At 49.9% G+C, this 18200-nt stretch carries 12 protein-coding genes and 1 pseudogene; 1 reads left to right on the top strand and 12 read right to left on the bottom strand.

Translation table 11 applies throughout. The annotated features are described in order from the left end of the window. Positions 1-224: 224 nt before the first annotated feature. The 7 genes from BMY11_RS11300 to BMY11_RS11270 all read right to left on the bottom strand — a co-directional run bounded on the left by BMY11_RS11300 (position 225) and on the right by BMY11_RS11270 (position 9977). On the bottom strand, positions 225-1235 hold the full coding sequence (locus BMY11_RS11300; protein ID WP_090575336.1) for an FTR1 family iron permease: 1011 nt from the start codon (positions 1233-1235) through the stop codon (positions 225-227). A gap of 88 nt (positions 1236-1323) precedes the next feature. Continuing rightward, positions 1324-2814 carry a copper amine oxidase N-terminal domain-containing protein gene (locus BMY11_RS11295; protein ID WP_090575333.1) on the bottom strand — a complete coding sequence of 497 codons (1491 nt, stop codon included), beginning with the start codon at positions 2812-2814 and terminating at the stop codon, positions 1324-1326. 91 nt (positions 2815-2905) lie between these two features. After that, positions 2906-4213 carry a hypothetical protein gene (locus tag BMY11_RS11290; protein WP_090575330.1) on the bottom strand — a complete coding sequence of 436 codons (1308 nt, stop codon included), beginning with the start codon at positions 4211-4213 and terminating at the stop codon, positions 2906-2908. 718 nt (positions 4214-4931) lie between these two features. Further along, positions 4932-6572, bottom strand: a complete 1641-nt coding sequence (locus tag BMY11_RS11285) for a hypothetical protein (protein ID WP_090575327.1) — start codon at positions 6570-6572, stop codon at positions 4932-4934. Between the two features lie 168 nt (positions 6573-6740). Beyond that, a complete protein-coding gene (locus BMY11_RS11280) occupies positions 6741-7505 on the bottom strand; it encodes a glycosyltransferase family 2 protein (protein WP_090575324.1) in 765 nt (254 codons plus the stop codon). Beyond that, on the bottom strand, positions 7465-9003 hold the full coding sequence (locus BMY11_RS11275) for an alkaline phosphatase family protein (protein WP_090575321.1): 1539 nt from the start codon (positions 9001-9003) through the stop codon (positions 7465-7467). The genes BMY11_RS11280 and BMY11_RS11275 overlap by 41 nt, the downstream gene beginning before the upstream one ends. Further along, entirely contained in the window at positions 9000-9977 is a 978-nt protein-coding gene (locus BMY11_RS11270) for a lysylphosphatidylglycerol synthase transmembrane domain-containing protein (protein ID WP_090575318.1), read from the bottom strand. The genes BMY11_RS11275 and BMY11_RS11270 overlap by 4 nt, the downstream gene beginning before the upstream one ends. A gap of 279 nt (positions 9978-10256) precedes the next feature. Here BMY11_RS11270 and BMY11_RS11265 point away from each other — a divergent pair, with 279 nt between their 5' ends. Continuing rightward, positions 10257-11804, top strand: a complete 1548-nt coding sequence (locus BMY11_RS11265) for a glycoside hydrolase 5 family protein (RefSeq protein WP_090575315.1) — start codon at positions 10257-10259, stop codon at positions 11802-11804. A 68-nt stretch (positions 11805-11872) separates the two neighbouring features. Here BMY11_RS11265 and BMY11_RS11260 read toward each other — a convergent pair whose 3' ends face one another. From BMY11_RS11260 to BMY11_RS11240, 5 genes and pseudogenes are all read right to left on the bottom strand, one after another. Further along, positions 11873-12838: a copper amine oxidase N-terminal domain-containing protein gene (locus BMY11_RS11260; protein ID WP_177182597.1), complete on the bottom strand. Its 966-nt coding sequence runs from the start codon at positions 12836-12838 to the stop codon at positions 11873-11875. A gap of 83 nt (positions 12839-12921) precedes the next feature. Beyond that, positions 12922-13980 (bottom strand): hypothetical protein, encoded by a 1059-nt coding sequence (locus BMY11_RS11255; protein WP_090575309.1) that lies wholly within the window; start codon positions 13978-13980, stop codon positions 12922-12924. Positions 13981-14015: 35 nt separating this feature from the next. Beyond that, positions 14016-15358: pseudogene (locus tag BMY11_RS11250) on the bottom strand (UDP-glucose/GDP-mannose dehydrogenase family protein). Positions 15359-15388: 30 nt separating this feature from the next. Beyond that, entirely contained in the window at positions 15389-16768 is a 1380-nt protein-coding gene (locus BMY11_RS11245) for a sugar phosphate nucleotidyltransferase (RefSeq protein WP_090575306.1), read from the bottom strand. Continuing rightward, the gene (locus BMY11_RS11240; RefSeq protein ID WP_090575304.1) at positions 16765-18195 is read right to left on the bottom strand and encodes an oligosaccharide repeat unit polymerase; all 1431 of its coding nucleotides are present in this window, start codon (positions 18193-18195) and stop codon (positions 16765-16767) included. The genes BMY11_RS11245 and BMY11_RS11240 overlap by 4 nt, the downstream gene beginning before the upstream one ends. Positions 18196-18200 lie beyond the last annotated feature (5 nt).

Below are 18200 nucleotides of genomic sequence, written 5' to 3'. Positions count from 1 at the left end.
TTGGTCAAATTTCCCTCACAATTATAACAAAAGCTACCACTTGCGTCTATGACGGAGTTGAATGCGCTTCCTTTCGACAAATTTTGGAACGCGCTAGTAAAGTCAGCCTCCATTAGGATAAGCCGTTACTGGTAAAAATATGCAGGTTTGAACAACAAAAAGACTCCCACTTCACCGATAGGCCGGCGTAAATGAGAGCTTTTTTACACAAATCACATATTCCGTTATATCGCGGTTGTATTACCCGGTCGTTCTTCCGTCAGCGCCGAGGCGGCTGCGACACCGTCGCTCATTACTGCTGACTCCGCCGCGGCTTCCGCCTCTTCGCGGGCTTTGGCCTCTGCCAGAAGTGCCAGCTTTCGCTGCCTCGCGAGCAGTACGAACACCATCACATAGTACAGCCAGTATAGCGCGAACTCCTCCAAAGAAGGGTCCTGCGTATAGCCGAGGAACGCTTTGAAGAAGATACCGATCTGCCCGTTCAGTATCGGATGATGCCCCGTATCACGGATGTAATTCGTTTCGTCAATCGGATGCTCCGGCATGAACCAGGTTAGGTCATACATCGCTCCGAACTCGCCGCCAGGCGTCTTATAAAGGCTATCGATAATGCGCAAATCCTGCATCACGCCAATCGCCTGAACGAACAGGCCGGCAGCAATCATAATTAGGAACACGCTCGTGAGCTTGAAGAAGGTGCCGATCTTAATTTTCTTGCTGCCTTTGAATACGGCAACGCCGAGCAGTCCTGCCGCGACAAGTCCGGCCAAAGCGCCCCAGCTCTGAATCGCTTGCGAAATGTCGCCACCGGAAATCGCCGCGAAGAAAAAGACCGTCTCCACCCCTTCACGCAATGTGACGAGGAAGGAGTGCACAATCATATTGATTGCGCCGCCGGCACCGAGAATGAGCGCCACTTTATTTTGCAGCTTGCCTCGCATCTCTTGGTTCTGCTTGCCCATAAACAAGATCATATGCGTTAACAACCCCGATGACACAAGCAAAATGCCAATACGCAAATATTCTCTGCTGCCCATTGTCGCATATCCGTCGAGCACGATCTGGAACACGAGCGCAACGCCAAGGCTGGCGAGGATCGCCATGAACACCCCGACCCACACCCACTTATTCCATTTGCTCTGCCCGATCCGATTCAAGTACGTAATGATAATGCCGACAATAAGAATCGCTTCGAACGCCTCGCGGAATGTGATGAGAAACGCTTGCAAATTCATGGAACGCTCACTCCTTAATCCTTCCTAAATACGCATACCCGCCCTGCGAAGAGGACGGGCAAGCATGGGTGCAGCTAGTGAAAGACGTCTATTTAATAACGATGATTTGACCTTTGTCGAAGTAAATGTGGTTGCCGGAAAGCTCAGCAATTGCACGAAGAGGAAGATAAGTGACATTGTCCTTCACTACAACCGGCTGATCCAGCTTGTAGTCAGCGATCGCTTCGCCATTCTTCGTTACAACGTCACTGCCAATTGTAAGTCCCAGTGTGACGCCGTCCTTTGTTACTTTTGCCGTCTTCGTAGCGTTATCGAAGCTCACCGCGAAGCCAAGCAGCTCCAGGTAACGAGTCGGTACGAGTGTGCGGCCAGATGACTTCTGGATGAACGAAGGCGTTACATCTTGCGCTTTACCGTTCACAGCGACCTGCTTGTCGCCGGCTTTAAACGTAATGCCGTCGAGTTGTACAGCGTAGGAAGCCATTTGGTAACCGATCGCGCGAACTTTGTCCGCATCGCCTGCAGCGGATGCAGCAAGAATATCATCATTCAGATGTTTAGCTTCTGCATATACGCCCGGTGCGTAGAACGGCTCCAGTGCTGCGAAGAAGCCATACAGTTCGCCGCCTGTGCCAGCTGCGCCTGCTACGTCTTTCTTCTCCAGCTTCTCAAGAATTTCGATTGTGTACGCACTTACTTTAGCAACGTTGCAACGGATGATCGCTTGGCGAATCGCAACTGCATCAATTTGCTTCGCATCGCCTGAACCGAATGCTTTGTAGACAACATCTGCATCGGCAGCGTCGCCGCCATGCAGGTAACCATAAACGCTCATGAAGTAGAAGTAACCTTCGATTACAGTTGCAGGCTGCTCGTCAGCAGGCAGGCTCTTCATGCGGTCTGCTTGTGCAAGCGTTGCAAGATTGAAGAGTTTGATCAATGTTTTGTCGAGCAATTGACGGTGAACGTTAAGCTGCGTCACGTCTTTGTTATCGATATCGGATTTGAAAGCAGGGAATACGGTTTGGTTCAACAATGCGGAGATTGTTGTGCCATAAGTGCTGTCAACCATCTTCGCTGTAGCGTCTAGCACATCCGTGTAAACAAGCGCTGTCTTCGAGATGAAAGCTGTAGCGCTAGCTTGATCGCCTGCTGTCAGAGCACCTTTAGCGCCTGTGTTTGTCAGGTTCTTAATCAGGAAGTAGAAGTACCATTGCAGACCTTTATCAACAGCTTGCTCTGCTTGAGCATATGTAAGCTTGCCTTCTACGGCATTATTCAGAACGAAGCTAATGTTTTCGTTGATGACAGGGTCACCGGCCTTGATGCTGCCATCAACGCCAAGTACGTTCTTCTCAAAATCAGCAATGTATTGCGCCTTAATGTCGGCGATAGGTTTCTTCTGCTCAAACATGCCCAGGATGTTCTTGTAACCAGCTAATTGTGGAGCAACGTCTGTGTTAACCGGTGCCTTCTGTGGTGTATCGTCTGCAAAAGCGGTTGCTGCAAAAGCAAATACCGCGGCCACCACCATAGAAATGGTAATCAGGATGGACAATGACTTCTTAAATCGGTTCATTAGTTCAACTCTCCCAATAATAGATTTAAATAATTCCAATAGAAACGGCTTACGCCGACTTTTGGTACGAAGAAAAGATGAAGTGATGTGCTTAGAAAATACCTTTACGGCGGGCCCACCATACAGCCCCTGCCCCTACAAGAACGACGCCTGCAATGACGCTGATCGTTATAGCTGGGTTGGTCTTGCTCTCGTGGGCCATTGGCGCATGCGCCTTCGTCCCGTCAATCACTTCCGGCTCAGCTGCTGCTGCTGCATCAGCCGTTGCCGTATCATCTGCTACTGCAGTGTCGTTGCCGCTTGATCCCGTGTTGTTGGTCGCTTCCGCATCATTCGTCACAGCTGCATTATCAGCGGTATCTGCTGCCTTGGTGTCGTCAGCCGCTTTATTCGCATCATCTGCCGGAGCTTGCTCTTCAGCATCCGCATTCGATGATTGATCCGGTGCTGCCGCATCATCTGCAGGCGCTTCAGCTGATGTTTCCTTGCTAGTATCGTCCGTGGCTGATTTATCCGTCGTGTTCGTACTCGTGCTTGTGTCTGTGCCGGACTTGCTATCATTAGCTGCCGGCTTATCGGATGCTGTCGAGCCAGAGGTCGTTGCGCTCTTATCAGGCTTGTTATCGGATGGCTTCGTTGTGCTCGAGCCAGCTGTGCTGCCTGTGCCCGTTGACGGCTTCGTTGTGCTGCCTGTCGTCGCGCCTGTTGACGGCTTCGTTGTGCCGCCTGTCGATGTGCCGGTTTCCGGTTTCGCGGTGGTTCCGGTTCCCGCAGCAGGCTTCGACGGCTCCGCCTTGTAAGGCGTGAACGGGAACAGTGGTCTAACCGCACTGTAAATCCGGTTAACCGCTGCTTTCAACGCCGCTTCATCCGGGTCCTTCTTGCCGACGCCGAACAGTCCCGGATTGCCGATCGCATCGAGTGCAACGTCAAAATCCTTCGTGAGGCCGTCCAGCTTCGCCGAGGAAAGCTTCGACTCCGCATAAGGTGACAACGTTTCAAACGTCGCGCGCGCCTTCGCAAGAAGCAGCTTCGCCTTCGTGTAATCGCTATAATCGTGAAGCGCGTTCTCAAAGCGGCGATCTAAATTCATGATGAGAATTGCCTTGTAGTTGGCAATCGTCTCAGTTGTCTTACGTGCTTTGAAGTCCGCATCTAGCGTTGCCGCGACGGATTCGCCAAAGTGCGAAGCGATCTCGTCACGCCGTTCTTTATGTGCTGCTTGTGCTGTGTTCCAATCAACCGGTGACTTCCCAAGCGATGAAACGACCAGCTTGAACGTCTCAGCAACATCCTCGGTATTGGCATCGCCGTACGAGTAAGCCCACACACTCGTCGGAGCCAAGACCAGAAAAATCGCGACAACCAGCGTTGCGATTCTCATTGACCTTATGCGCATGATTGCAATTCACCTTCCATAGTTCATAATCGCCATGCAGTGACTCCCAATAATTCTCAGAGGCCACGCTAGTAATGATAATCATTTTCAATTAGAGTGTCAATAGATAAGATTGCACAAAAAAAATTGGGCATTCTGTCTGGAAATGACTTCTAGTTGCGGTGGTGTGTACAGTGGGAAAATCAAAAATAGTTCGTTATATCGGGCTGATTTCGGAGCAAGTAATGGAAAAATCCACGAGTGGTTTGGACATAGATGAGGGTGGGAAAATCCACAAGTGATTTGACATAGTTGAGAGTGGAAAAATCCATTATAGCGCTAGAAAGGAGTGATTGCTCTCTCGTGCCACACGAGCAGGCACGAGAGCTCATGGAGAAGATATTGAGAGAGAGTAAGGATGCTGATTGAGAGCAAATATGCTTTCTTGGCAAGGAATTGGTTGAAACCCTGAGAGTCGGAATACGCTACTCTCACTTCAAAAACAGCCGCAGTTCTACTCCGAGAGACGGGATATCGAACTCTCAGTGCCCAGGCCCCCGCCTAAATGGTGTTTTGAAGCCAAAAACAGCCGCACTTCTACTCCGAGAGACGGGATATCGGACTCTCAGTGCCCAAGCCCCCGCCGAAATTGTGATTTGAATATAGATGAGAGTGGGAAAATCCATTATAGATTTTGGCTGTTAGTAAGTGGTTCCGCGGGCAGAGTCTAACGTGCTAGTTACGGAGTCTTCTCACCGATCCACCTGTACAAAGTGATCTCGTTGTAGACGGGCTCAAAGAGCGGGTCGCTGCGATAGACCGCGATCGGCTGCACCTTGTCCCGCAGCGAGCCGACCTGCGCTTCGAAGCCTTGCAGCACATGATCGGTCAATAAAATCTCTGCCGTCGGATCTGCCTGCACATCTGCGAGGAAGTACGAGTATGTCTCAATCCGCCGGTTCGTCACCGGGCAATGCAAGTACTGGAGGACGCGCATTTCCTCCCACGTGTATACGACGAACCGATGGTCCGTATGGCTTGCCGCAAGCTGGCGAAGCCCCTGCTCCAGCTGGTAGACGGCAGGCGCTTCTTCCGCCTGCCGTGCAACCAGCGCGCTGCCTGCGACCGCTTGCAGCGCAATGACGCAAGCGGCGCAGAGCGCGCCCGCCGCTTGCAGCCCGCGGCGTATGCGCGCGCCGCGCTCTTGCTGCGCAGCAGCCGGCGCAGCCGCGCAGCACATCGCAAGCAGCAGCCATATCACGCCGATTAGCGGCGTGATATGGCGTGGCTTGTCGATGTTCTGCGCCAGCAGCGCCCAGGCGCCGTAGGCGCTCGCGAGCACAGCGAGCGCCCCCGGCAGCGCCGGGCGGCATAGCCATGCCGCCGCCCGGGGCGCCAAAGGCGCGCGCGTGCGCGCGCTGCCGCGGGGCGGGCGTGCCGCCCCCGCGGAGAGCACAGCGGCGAAGGTGAGCCCCGCCGCCGCTGTGAGCAATACCGTGGACCGAGCGAACATGCCGGTCCACAGCACGTTGTCGCCAGCGAAGCGCAGCAGCCGCGCGGCGAAGCTGATCTGGGCGGCGGAGGTTACGCCGCCGCCCCATTCACTGAAATGGCCCTCCGTGAAAGCGAGGGCCAGCTGAATAAACCCGCGCAGCCCGCCTTCGCTCAGGGCTAGCCCTGCCACCCACAGCAGCTCGAAGCCTGCCGCGAGCAGCACGAACAGAACCGCACGCGGCATCACCCGCATCCCCTGCCGCCGCCAATTCAGAATATGCAGCGCCATCAGCCAGAGCAGGCCGAAGCCGAAGGCGACAAAGGACAGCCTGATTCCCATCATCAGGCTGAAGAAGAACAGCGCTGCCGCTGAGCGTCCCCAGGAGCGCCGCTCCATTGCCCGCCACCAGCTCCACAGAAACCACCACAGCATGGCGATCCCTGCCGCCTCCGACATCGGCCGCACCGCCTGAAGCCATAGATACGGGGCTGTCAGCACGAGCAGCACCGTAAGCGCCGTCCATAACGGCGACAGCAGCCTCCTCGCAAGCAGCCAGAGCGGAATAACGGACAACGCAAGCAGTCCAATGTTCAGCGTGTCATAGGCGAGCACCGGATTTTGCACGAACCGCTGCACTGTCATTGCCCCCGCCACGAAGTACGGATACCCAGGGAAATGCGGCTGCATCGCGAGCAGATCGAACCGGCTAAGCGCCAGCACAAAATCAACCTCATCCCAGCTCCCCGCAAACGGACTCCGGTGCCGCAAACTGAACAGCAGCCAGAGCAGCACCACAACAACAACAGAAGCCGGTGCGACGACCGACTTCACAACATTCTTATAGCTGCGCTCACCCCGCAGATGATTCCCATCTCGCCACCGCACCCTACCACCACTCCATCCAAGCAATAGCTCTTGCCCTTGTTCCTGCTTGCCCTGTTTTCCACTTTTAGCTAGTGACAAGCACTCTTGCTCTTGCTCTTGCTCTTGCTCTTGCTCTTGCTCCTACTATCCCGCTTTCAACCAGCGCCCTGCCTCACCATTCAGCCAGCCCTACTTCTCCACACTTGCCCCGCGCACAGCAACCCGAGCCTTCTTCAGCGCAGCAGCCCGTTTCCTGCCCACAGGACGGCGCATTTCTTTCCATACCGCTGGCAGTACATTTGTCATATATTTATTGAACTTGATGAACGATTCGCCATGCTCGCGCACCTGATACGTAATTGGCACCTCTTCCATTCTGAAGCCTTGGCGGATCAGATTAAGCGTCAGCACCTGCGCGTAGTTGTAATCATGGATAATTTCAGCCCGCTCCATTGCCGCTCGCGAGAAGCCGCGCATGCCAGACTGGCCGTCCCAGATCATCCGACGCAGCAGCAATGCCTGCAGCAGCGTGAAGCAGTAATTGCCGAGTCGGCGGTGCAGCTTCATCCCACGGATAACGCCTTTAAACCGCGACCCCATCGTATAATCGGCGCGCCCCTCCCAGATCGGAGCGACAACGCCAGGAATCTCCTCTGCCGGATATTCGTTATCTGCATCAATCATGAGTCCAATATCGGCGCCGAGGCGCACACATGAGGCAAGCCCCTCCCGAACCGCAGCACCCAACCCCCGATTACGTGCAAATGAAACGATATGCTCCGCACCCGCACCTCTTGCTTCCTCCACCGTACCGTCAGTTGACCCATCATCAATGACGAGCACCTCCACCTGCCAGTCCGGATGCGGCTTGCGCGGAATACGAGCGATTACTTTGGCGATATTGCCTTGTTCGTTATGCGCCGGCAGGAATACGACCAGCTTCTTTTTCTCCATGCTGCCCAGCTTCTTTCTTTGGTTTAATCGTCTGGCTCGTTTCAAAAGCGTCAATCAATACCGGTCCGCGACTATGACTCGGCAGCGGCGCATCTAGCAAGTAGCTGAGCGTCGGCGCCACCGATACAAGCGACTGCTTGGCATCAACCTTGACGCCCTGCCGCACGTTCGGACCATACATGAAGAACGGTACGTACCGTTCGCCCTCGTCCAAATGACCATGTCCGCCGATCCCATCGGCCTGTCCATGATCGGCGCATACGATGAACGTCGCATCCTCTGCGTGCCCTTTTACCTCAAGCCATTGTACGAACTCATCAATGAGCGCGTCAGCCTCCTCAATCTTTTGCCGGTACTCGTCGTACAGTGCGCCCATGCTATGTCCGGTCTGATCCGTTGCAATGAACTGCACAATCAAGAGATCTGGGTTCTGCTCCGCCATTATGAGCTTCGCGCGCTCCATAATGTTACGGTCGGCTTTATCGTTATGCATAACCGCCGTGACACTCTCCACATCATCACCCATGGAGTCGATTAGATGTGCAATGCCGAGCAGCCGCCCGACTTTGCCAACCTTCCGCAAGCTGTCGAAGATGGATTCGACCTTAATGCCGAGCTTCCATACCATATTGGACGTAATCCCGTGCTCGCGCGGATAAGTCCCCGTAAACATGGAAGAGAAACAGACGACCGTTCTTGCCGGATACAACGTCTCCATCTGCGTATATTCCGTACCTTCAGCCCGCCACCTTTTTAGAAAAGGCGCATTCGCCTCCTCGAACCGGTCCTTCCGCATGCCGTCAATAACAAGCACGAACACCTTGCCTTTGGCCGGCTGCTCCGGCGCTGGTACGGGTACTGTATAATTCGGAATTTCTTTCGGCTTCCAATCAAACAAATTGCGGTGCAGAATGAACGCATAAACTGCGATACCAACGAAGAACAAGCAGTAGCTGCCCCAGCCAAAATCACCTGCAGACCCGCTTCCATCCGCCCAATAACCGCCAGCCACGTCAACAACGAAGAGAAGAAGTAGAAACTTCGGTAGCTGCTCCTGAGCATTGCCGCTCGTGGAATCGCTGTTCTTCAACACGAGCTTCCAGAACCGTTTGAAATTCCACCATGATGTTCCGATCCTTAAGTGGTAATAGAACGTCCCCCAGAAGTAGATCGTGAAGAACAGAAACAGCAGTGTCGCTGTAGCATAGAGCCCCATGTCAAGCGGTGCATCACGCCACAGCACGAGCGCTGCAACGACCGGAAGCCATAGATAGTTACGCAGAAACAGTGGAAAATCATAATAGAAATACAGCGCAAATAGCGGAAGTGCTGCAAGCAGCCCGAACATGAACTGCAACCAGAAGCTTGCCATCCCCCACTGATTCATATGATACAGCGCGTATGAACCGGTGACGAATATGGGCGTGAACGGCTTCCCCTCATTCAGCAAATTCCAGCAGCGCGCCGCTACAATCTCAAACCTCGACGCCTTCTTCATTTCACTTTCCCCTCTCTCCCAGGTGGCTGCAGCCATGTCCGCAGCTCTTTCACCGTGACGGCGCTCATCGCAAGCGATATCGCACCTGTAACATAAGCAAACACAAATTTAAAACCATGCGACAACAGCGCCGCGGCAAAAGCTTCATTGCCCGAAACACCTAGCACGCCAAGCGATGCTGTCAGTGTCGTTTCGTAAGTCCCAATACCGCCTGGCGTAATATGAAACAGCTGCCCGGCGATCGTCATGCTCGTTACCCATATCGCTTCGAATGGGTTTATCGGCAGGTCAAGTACCTTCGTTACGCCGTACACGACGGCTCCTTCTAGCAGCCAGCTTAGAAGCGTTAGCAGCGCCGCAGCCGCTCCCCGTTTAGAAGCCAGTGTCGATTGCAGCTTGGCATAATGCCGATGCATAAGAGCGGCAATGCCTTTACGTTCAGCTCGAGCCTTCTCGCCAATTCGCCGACGCCGCTCGATCAGCAGCAGTACTACCACTCCAAGCACAAACACCGCCGCGACAACTAGTGACCAAGGCGATGCCTCCAGGCCAAGCAGAAGCGCGCCAACCGAACCGATGAGGAGCAACGAGGCCATATCGAGAACTCTCATCACTGCGACCGAGTGCAGCGCGTCATCCCAGCGCATCTTAGCTGTTCTCGCGAGCAGTCCTGCTCGTGCCAAGTCTCCTAGCTTCAGCGGCAGGACATGATTCACAAGCAAGCTCACTAGAAGCGGATGTACGTAGATAGACAAACGATCCATCTTATCCCGTCCGGCATAGAGACGCCAAGCGAGCGCTTTAAAGACGAAAGACAATGCATAGCCGCCCGTCATAAGCAGCAGCATCCCCGGCGCATGCAGCAGCTTGACCACACTGTTCCCGATCGCTTGACCATGAAAATATCGCCACGACAACCATATGAAGCAGGCAGCCATGAGCAGCCCGACTGCACGTATACCTATTTTGCGCATATGTACTCCTGTAAGCTCTACTCAATCCAAATTTAATGAGAACTATTATCAATCAGTATAGAAGGGGATACAGGGCTACGTCAAACCTTTTTCCATTACATCGGATATGACAAAGTTCTAACGTTCACATGACTACATTCCCCGTATCCCATGACAAGGTTCTGTTTACACATCGAACATTTTCATCAAAAATAGTTATGTAAGCGCTTTATGTAATGTGTGAGGAAGGAAATTGTAAGGTTCAAAGTTTGGTTTTCAATATGAGAGGAGGAAGCTTGAATGACGAAGCATGCACGCAGCAGATGGATATCCGTTGTCTTATCTCTAGCTATTTTACTTGGTTTGCTTAGTTTCTCATCATCCGCAAATGCAGCATTTGGAGACCGCATTACGATTACTGGAACAAAATTCTATGCCGGGGGCCAGCAAATCTTCATGAACGGGGCTAATACGCCGTGGAACAGCTGGAATGATTTTGGCGGTTCGTTCGACTACAATTGGTGGAACAATCACTTCGCTACGCTTCACAGTAATGGGGTAAATGCAACAAGGGTTTGGATTACATGCAACGGAGAAGTGGGCATCAACATTAACAGCAACGGTCAAGTGACAGGTGCAACAACCGCTCATTGGAGCAACCTCGACAGCCTGTTCCAGATCGCTCAGAACAATGGCGTCTACATTATGGCGACACTCATGTCATTTGACCACTTCAATAACAGCCACACGAACTACCAAAGCTGGCGGAACATGCTAGGCAGCGACTCTAATATTGACTCCTACGTCAACAACTATCTTATCCCCTTCGTTAATCGTTACAAAAGTAATCCGTATCTCTGGTCCATCGATCTCATGAACGAGCCGGACTGGGTGTATGAGGATGCGAACAACGGACAAATCTCCTGGGATCGCCTGCAAACGTATTTTGCCAAATCAGCTGTCGCCATTCACCAGAACAGCAGCATTTTGACTACGGTTGGCCTCGGAATGGTCAAGTATAACAGCGCAACAGCAAGTGGCTCAAGCGGCAACAAGATCAGCGACGCCGCACTCCAAGCCAAAGTAAGCAGCACTCTCGCGAAAGTCGACTTCTACTCACCGCACTATTACCCTTGGCAGGATCCTTACTGGGGTATTCCATTCTATGTAACGCCTTCGTCATGGTATCTCGTATTCGATCGGCCAGTTGTCGTCGGCGAATGCCCTGCACTTGGCTCAACGGGACATACGCTCACGAGTGACTTCTCCAACGCCTATACGAACGGCTACGCAGGCGTCATGCCGTGGACCTCGAACGGCGTCGACAGCAATGGCAACATGACCAATCTCTCACCGGCTACATCTGCCTTTGCCAGTAGCCATAACTCGCTAGTCTTCCCTGTAGCAAGCGGCGATACCGCCAAATTTAACTTCGAGAGCGGTTCTCTACAAAGCTTCTACGGCACGAACAGCTTGACGGTTGCTTCGAGCACAGACCGCGCATATGCAGGCAGCAACTCCTTGAAAATGACTGTCAATGCGACAGGTGCAGCCACTTACTACGCTCAGCTGGATAACCCCTCTGGTCTGACCGCAGGCAGTACCGTCACCTTCCGCATCTGGGTTCCAAGCGGCGCCGCCATTACCTCTGTCCAGCCATTCATCCAGAGCAACGCCTGGGCATGGCACGGCAATTACCAAGTTTACTCCGGCCTGACGAAGAATGCTTGGAATACAATAACCGTGACTATTCCATCGACTGCGCCGACGCCTATGAAACTAATCGGAATTGAACTCAAAACGAGCGGCGCTTGGAGCGGCAGCATCTATGTAGATAGTATCAACTAATTTCGTTTCAACGCAAAAAAGGCTCCCTACGCGTTCGCGTAAGGAGCCTTTTAAGTGATGCCTAGGGATTATGCCATTCCCTGCATAATTACTCTGCCAGCCTCAACTTGGCTGTTAAACTCATCTCGGTACGACTGAAGGACATCTGTACCGTACCCGTTAGCCTTCAGCTGCTTTTCCGTATCACTAATGATCGTATTGAATTTCGCTGTGCAAGAATCAAGCTGTGCATAGCCTTGGTTTTTCAACGTTTCCTTTACATTCGGATCATCCGTATTACTATATTTTATGGCGATTTTCATGAGCGCTGATTGGCAGTTGTTCTTCAATGTAGTCAGACGCTGCTCCGCATTCGCCTTGATGGACTCGTAAGTCGGCTTCTCAATAACGCCGCCTGCCCCTCCTCCAGTAGCGCCTCCGGTTGAATCACCACCTGCACCGCTGTCCGAAGTACCATTTCCATTACCGCCTGTACTTCCAGTACCGCTCGTATTACCAGTGCCTGTACCTGTCTCATCTTTTCCATGCTCTGCCCGGTATGTCTCAGACTCCGCAGTTACTTGCTTCTTCACCGCATCCCACTGAATCGCTGAGCCAACCGCCTCAGATAAGAAGCGAACTGGTACATATAATGCGCCATTCACGATGTAACCATTTTGTCCACTAGGCAGCAACTTTGCCTGGCCGTTCACTGCGAACTTCACCGACTTCGGCGTGAGCTGTACCGTTACTCCACCTTGAGCTGATACTTGATCGTTATGTGAAATGACATTTGTGAGATAGTCTTTCAAAATAACAGCTTCTTGTTTCGTCGGATCCGACACCGTCACTTTAAGCGCCTTTGAATCCCAATTCACGCTCTTCTGCAGCGCATACGATACGAAGCGAAGCGGCATATAGGACGTGCCATTAACTGCAAACACATATTGTCCCTCCGGCAGCGCAAGCTTCTGGCCATCGAAGATCATGTTGAAGCTACTTGTCTTGACTTTGACAGGAGCCACTGAAGCCGCGGACACGATCGAGTTAACCATGAGAACCAATGCTCCTAGCATGATTAGGGCAAATGATAGCTTCTTACTACATTTTCTGTATATCAATCTCGACACACCATCCTTTATTTATCCTTCTTTATTGCCTTTGCAATCGCACTAATAGCCGCCGCACGCGCGCTGCTCTTACCAGCCTCATACTCGGTACTCCAATTAGGCATTAGACCTGTACTAATCCCGGCACTTTCGTAGCTGGATTTCGCACTACTCTGGATTGTCTGAAACTGTGCATCGCAGGACGCCTCAGCCGCCACTACTTTGCCGAGGAACTTATCCTGCAAGGCTTTCAACGATACCTTCCCTGATGTACTAGCGAGAATTTCATTCAAAATATTATTGCTCTGAACTTTGCAGGTACCTGATAGAGCGCCCAGTTGAGTCTTAGTCTTGGCATCAAAGTCCTTCTTCTTCTGCTGCTGCTCCGCCGTTAATTCTTTATCTGTCTCAGTCGACGGCTCGTTATCTTTTGTTACTGCAGTCGCATCCTTCTGTGGTTCCTGCTTTACTTGATCCTTTGGCTTCGTCTGCATTTCTTCCCAAGCCTTGCCGTTCTCTTTCAACTTCTCTGGATCTCGCTCACCAACCCACTCAATTGGATAATCCGGATTAAGGATATTAAGTCCGATACCATATTGCTTGGTAATGTTCCTTAATGCGTTGATCTCTTCCTTCGTTAGCTTCGATACCAACATATCACGAATTTTTTGCTTCTCTTCTGCAGAGAGATCGTAGGCTGCATTTCCTTGCAAATAAGAAATTTGCTTCAAGTTAAGACCAGATTTCAGAAGAATGGCCGCAACGTCTAGCGCATCGTCACTCTTGATCTCTTGCCCGCCAAGCAGCTTACTTGCCTTCTCAACCGGCTTCTTAATAATGGCAGGAACCTTCCTCGGCTTGTCCTGTGCAGGCTTCGCGTCCGCTGTTTGATTCACTGCTACCGTTTCATCACTGTGCCGGGCTACGATATCATCAATATCCATTGATTTTATGTAGTAGTAAATGAACCCGACGAAAATCAGAATCGCGACAACGATAAAGGAGATCACACCAAGTGTCCACTTCTGCCACGTTTTCCACTTCTTCTTTCGCTTTGCCCTCTTCCTTGGCGGTTGTTCAATCTGCATCTTGTTAACAGCTCCTGTATAGCATGGAATTATGATTAGAAAGATAAATTCGGGCTACGTTCCTTCACGCCATTATTCATCTTTGGGCGGCCGATCGAGTAGTACGCGAACGGTGTTGCTTTTAAATCCTCTTCCCGATAAATGTTTCTGCCGTCAATCAAGTTCGGCGACTTCAGCCATCTCTGAACATCCGACAGTGGAGTCTCTATGAATTCCCTCCATTCGGTCAGGATACATAGCGCATCCGAATCAGCAGCCGCATCTTGTGCTGACTGACAATACTCCACTTCTGGACGATTGAACACCTTCTCAAAGTTAGAAGAAGCAATGGGATCGTATGCTTTCACCGTAGCCCCCCGCTCCAGAAGTGTTTCAATAATTTCAAAAGCCGGCGCGTCACGAACATCGTCCGTCTCCGGCTTGAAGGCAAGTCCCCAAATGCCAATCACTTTACCGGTAACATTACCCAGTAGCTCATCCAGCTTCCGAATCACATTGAATCGTTGATCGCGATTCACCTCGACAACTGACTTCAAGAGCTTAAAGTCATAATCCATCTGCCCAGCAATCTGAATAAGCGCTTGTGTATCCTTCGGGAAACACGAGCCTCCGTAACCGATACCCGCCTTCAAGAACGCTGAACCGATGCGGCGATCCATTCCCATGCCTTTCGCCACTTCCTCAACATCGGCTCCAACCTTCTCGCAAATATTCGCAATTTCGTTGATGAAAGAAATCTTCGTAGCAAGAAAAGCATTGGAAGCATACTTAATCATCTCGGCGCTGCGAACATCGGTAATCGTAATTTGATCGGTCAGTGGGCGGTGCAGCTCCGTCAGCACTTCCGCTGCACACTCACTTGTGGTGCCGATTATAATACGATCCGGATTCAACGTATCTTTAATTGCTGTACCTTCCCGGAGAAACTCCGGTACTGAAGCAAGGTCAAATGAACTTACCGCATGCTTCGCAATAATTGCTGCTACCTTCTCATTCGTACCGACTGGGACTGTGCTTTTCACAACTACAACTTTGTGGTCATGAACAGCGCGCCCAATATCCTCAGCTGCTTGTTCAATATAGGCTAGGTTCGCCTCACCGCTTGGCAAGGATGGCGTTCCTACCGCGATAATAATGATCTCGGAACGATTAACCGCAGTAGCCAAGTCGGTTGTAAAAGTTAATCGACCAGCCCCCACATTACTTGCAATTAGCTCCTTCAGACCAGACCTGGTTCATGAATCGGAACTTCGCCTTTGTTTAGCAAGTCGACCTTGGCCTGCACATTATCTACACAAATGACCTCATTCCCAAACCCCGAAAAACAAACGCCTGAGACCAAGCCCACATAGCCGGTACCAATAACCGCAAGCTTCATCCTTATTCACTCCTCACGCTTTACTCAATCTCATTTTCCCATGGAAATATTAAGACAGTGTTTGCTCAACTCCGACCAGGTGGAGTAGAGTTCCATAATCGTATCGTCATCTGAATCTCCACTATTGACCACAATCATTTCCATATCCGTTATAGCTCTCAGAGCATGTAGAGTCTTCATTGGAATATGTAGCGCATTGCCTGCTTTCACTTTCATCGGTATGCCGTTCTGTACGAATTCACCTTCACCCTTCACAATCGTCCAGACTTCTTCCCGATGAAGATGCATGAGATAGCTAAGGTTACGTCCTTCCTTAACCGCTATTCGCTTCGTTATGACGCAGCGGCCGTCTCCATAGCGATCGTTATCTAGGATCCGAGCCCAGCCCCATTCTCTCTCTTCGAACATTGGACCTTGATCGTAATTAATGAAGTCCTTAATTCGTGGACTAGCACTTTTATCCGTGACAAGAATACCATCCGGACTAACCGCTACAACCACATTAGAAACTCCAAGAATAGTAACCGGAATTTCAAGCTCATTTACTAGATGTGTATTGTGACAATCCTCACTGATGGTCCCTCTCCCAATCTGATTCTGACCCATCTCTTCCGTTAAGGTATTCCATGTGCCAAGATCCTTCCAATAGCCATCATAAGGTACAACGACGATGTTGTCCGTCTTCTCGACAACTTCGTAATCGAAGCTAATCTTCGGAAGTTCGTGATAACGTTGAACCAGCTGATCATATTGAACGGGGTACCCCTTCGCCTCCAGGATGTTAATGAGATAGCCCAGTTTGAAGGAGAATACGCCACAATTCCATAACGCATGCTGTTCAATCAAGTGAACAGCCGCTTCTTCAGATGGCTTTTCTCGAAAATGACTGACTTTCAATGCACCCTGCAAAACTTTGTGCTCACGTTCAGGGATGATGTAACCATACTTGGCAGACGGATAAGTTGGCTTAACCCCAATAAGAGCAAGGTCCGCCTGTGTCGCCTGGATCGTTTCTTCCAACTGTTTCACGGCATAAAAAAAGTGGCCCTCTACGTAAGGGTCCACTGGTAAGATTGCTATGACTTCGTCCAAATCCACTTTGGCGACTGAATATAAATAAGCTGCCGTTAAGGTAATGGCCGGGAACGTATCTCTTCGTTCAGGCTCAATAATAAGCGGCACCGAAGGTCCGATCTGTTTATGCATCATCTCAATCTGTGCTTTGCCTGTTGCTATGTAGCTGGAATCCGCTAAACCGCAATCACTAATCTGGTTCCATACCCGCTGCACCATGGAAACGAGTTCTTGCTCTTCGTTCTTTAGCACTTTCAGAAACTGCTTGGATCGGGCATCATTAGACAGCGGCCAGAGCCGCTTGCCGGAGCCGCCGGATAGGAGTACGAGTTTCATCTAATCACCTCAATTTTTTCTATCTTTTTAGCCTTACTCCATCTCTTACCCTTAAAGAAAACAATCGAAAATAATAGGAAACAAGACATGTATGCCATTCCATTTAGTAAATCTCCTCTTAAAAGGAACAATTGATACGCTGCTAAGAACGGAACTATAATTTGCAGTACTGAAATACTATTTTTCCTTCTTTGAGATTCAATGTACTTATGTTGTAAAATATAAGATACATATCCGTATAGTGCGAACATAACAATAACACCGAGAATACCAAAATTTACATAACTTTCCGCCCAAAAAGGTGATGAAAAATTCGTGAAATTGTAGCCTAAAGCTTCTGCTACCGTCTGTCCAGTCCCATACGGTTTATCTGGCCAAATCCCTCTAGGAAGCCAAAATAGAACAGCCCCTAAGAGTTGGTATCCATAAGACAAACCGTTTGATTTAACATAAATAATTGTATTGAGTAGTTGTTGAAAGGCGTCGTAATCTCCCTTTTCCGTTAATTGCTTAGTCATATTCTGTATGACAAGTGTTCCAGCAGATGAGTTCCTATAAACATCAGAATAAGGAAAAACAATTAGCAATAAAATAACCAAAGAAATAATCCATAACGCAGAAGAACTTTTACGCCAACGAAAAATAATAAAACATAGAGCTATTGCAACAGAACCAAACCAATATCTTGCATTAGAGATAGGATTACTAATTAATATATTTGTAATAAATAGAATAGCTGTTAGTAATAAATATGGATTTTTACTACTATTATTCTTTTTGTACTTCCCAATAATCAAACAAAAAAGTAACGCCACAAACACAGGAACCTTTTGTAAGTTGCTATATATCAACAATTCTGTTTTTGAATAAGCAGTGCTATAGATTGCATCCAAAACCAATCTCGGTTGAAATATGGATGAAAATCCAATTTTACTAATTATCACCACTGACATCACAAGTGAAGCTATTGAAACTACATATACCCATTTTTTCGGTATAGTTTCCACACTCATCTGAATAGCATTAACATTTTGATGGACTGGAATCGACAATAATTTGTACCGGCTCTTTGCAATTAAAAACCCAATTTCGTAAGAAATTATGCCAAGAACAATAATAACTAGTGCAAAAGTAATAGTATTATCATCGTAAGAACCCGGCCATGCATATACATCAAGCATTACATGGCTAAGCGGTGTTAGCCCCATCCATATATATGAAAAAAGCCAAAAAGTTATCTCTAATAACCTCTGTAAATTACTTAATGCAAGCATACTTAATTTCAAACTGGTGTATAGGATAATAAACCAAGAAAGTGCCATGTTCGATTCAAAGGAAAATGAACCAGTCTCTTTAACAATCAATAAAGGAAACAAGATTGCCAACAGAAAAAATATAAATGTGCTTAATGCCATTCTGAAATACATAAAGA

It is taken from the genome of Paenibacillus sp. OV219 (assembly GCF_900110075.1).
Taxonomy (GTDB): domain Bacteria; phylum Bacillota; class Bacilli; order Paenibacillales; family Paenibacillaceae; genus Paenibacillus_Z.
This window is presented reverse-complemented; position numbering and strand designations above follow the sequence as displayed.

What these genes read in the sequence shown, in the direction of transcription:
- BMY11_RS11300 (WP_090575336.1), bottom strand. Translation starts at nt 1,235, where the DNA reads ATGAATTTGCAAGCGTTTCTCATCACATTCCGCGAGGCGTTCGAAGCG.
- BMY11_RS11295 (WP_090575333.1), bottom strand. Translation starts at nt 2,814, where the DNA reads ATGAACCGATTTAAGAAGTCATTGTCCATCCTGATTACCATTTCTATG.
- BMY11_RS11290 (WP_090575330.1), bottom strand. Translation starts at nt 4,213, where the DNA reads ATGCGCATAAGGTCAATGAGAATCGCAACGCTGGTTGTCGCGATTTTT.
- BMY11_RS11280 (WP_090575324.1), bottom strand. Translation starts at nt 7,505, where the DNA reads ATGGAGAAAAAGAAGCTGGTCGTATTCCTGCCGGCGCATAACGAACAA.
- BMY11_RS11275 (WP_090575321.1), bottom strand. Translation starts at nt 9,003, where the DNA reads ATGAAGAAGGCGTCGAGGTTTGAGATTGTAGCGGCGCGCTGCTGGAAT.
- BMY11_RS11270 (WP_090575318.1), bottom strand. Translation starts at nt 9,977, where the DNA reads ATGCGCAAAATAGGTATACGTGCAGTCGGGCTGCTCATGGCTGCCTGC.
- BMY11_RS11265 (WP_090575315.1), top strand. Translation starts at nt 10,257, where the DNA reads ATGACGAAGCATGCACGCAGCAGATGGATATCCGTTGTCTTATCTCTA.
- BMY11_RS11260 (WP_177182597.1), bottom strand. Translation starts at nt 12,838, where the DNA reads ATGGTTAACTCGATCGTGTCCGCGGCTTCAGTGGCTCCTGTCAAAGTC.
- BMY11_RS11255 (WP_090575309.1), bottom strand. Translation starts at nt 13,980, where the DNA reads ATGCAGATTGAACAACCGCCAAGGAAGAGGGCAAAGCGAAAGAAGAAG.
- BMY11_RS11245 (WP_090575306.1), bottom strand. Translation starts at nt 16,768, where the DNA reads ATGAAACTCGTACTCCTATCCGGCGGCTCCGGCAAGCGGCTCTGGCCG.
- BMY11_RS11240 (WP_090575304.1), bottom strand. Translation starts at nt 18,195, where the DNA reads ATGTATTTCAGAATGGCATTAAGCACATTTATATTTTTTCTGTTGGCA.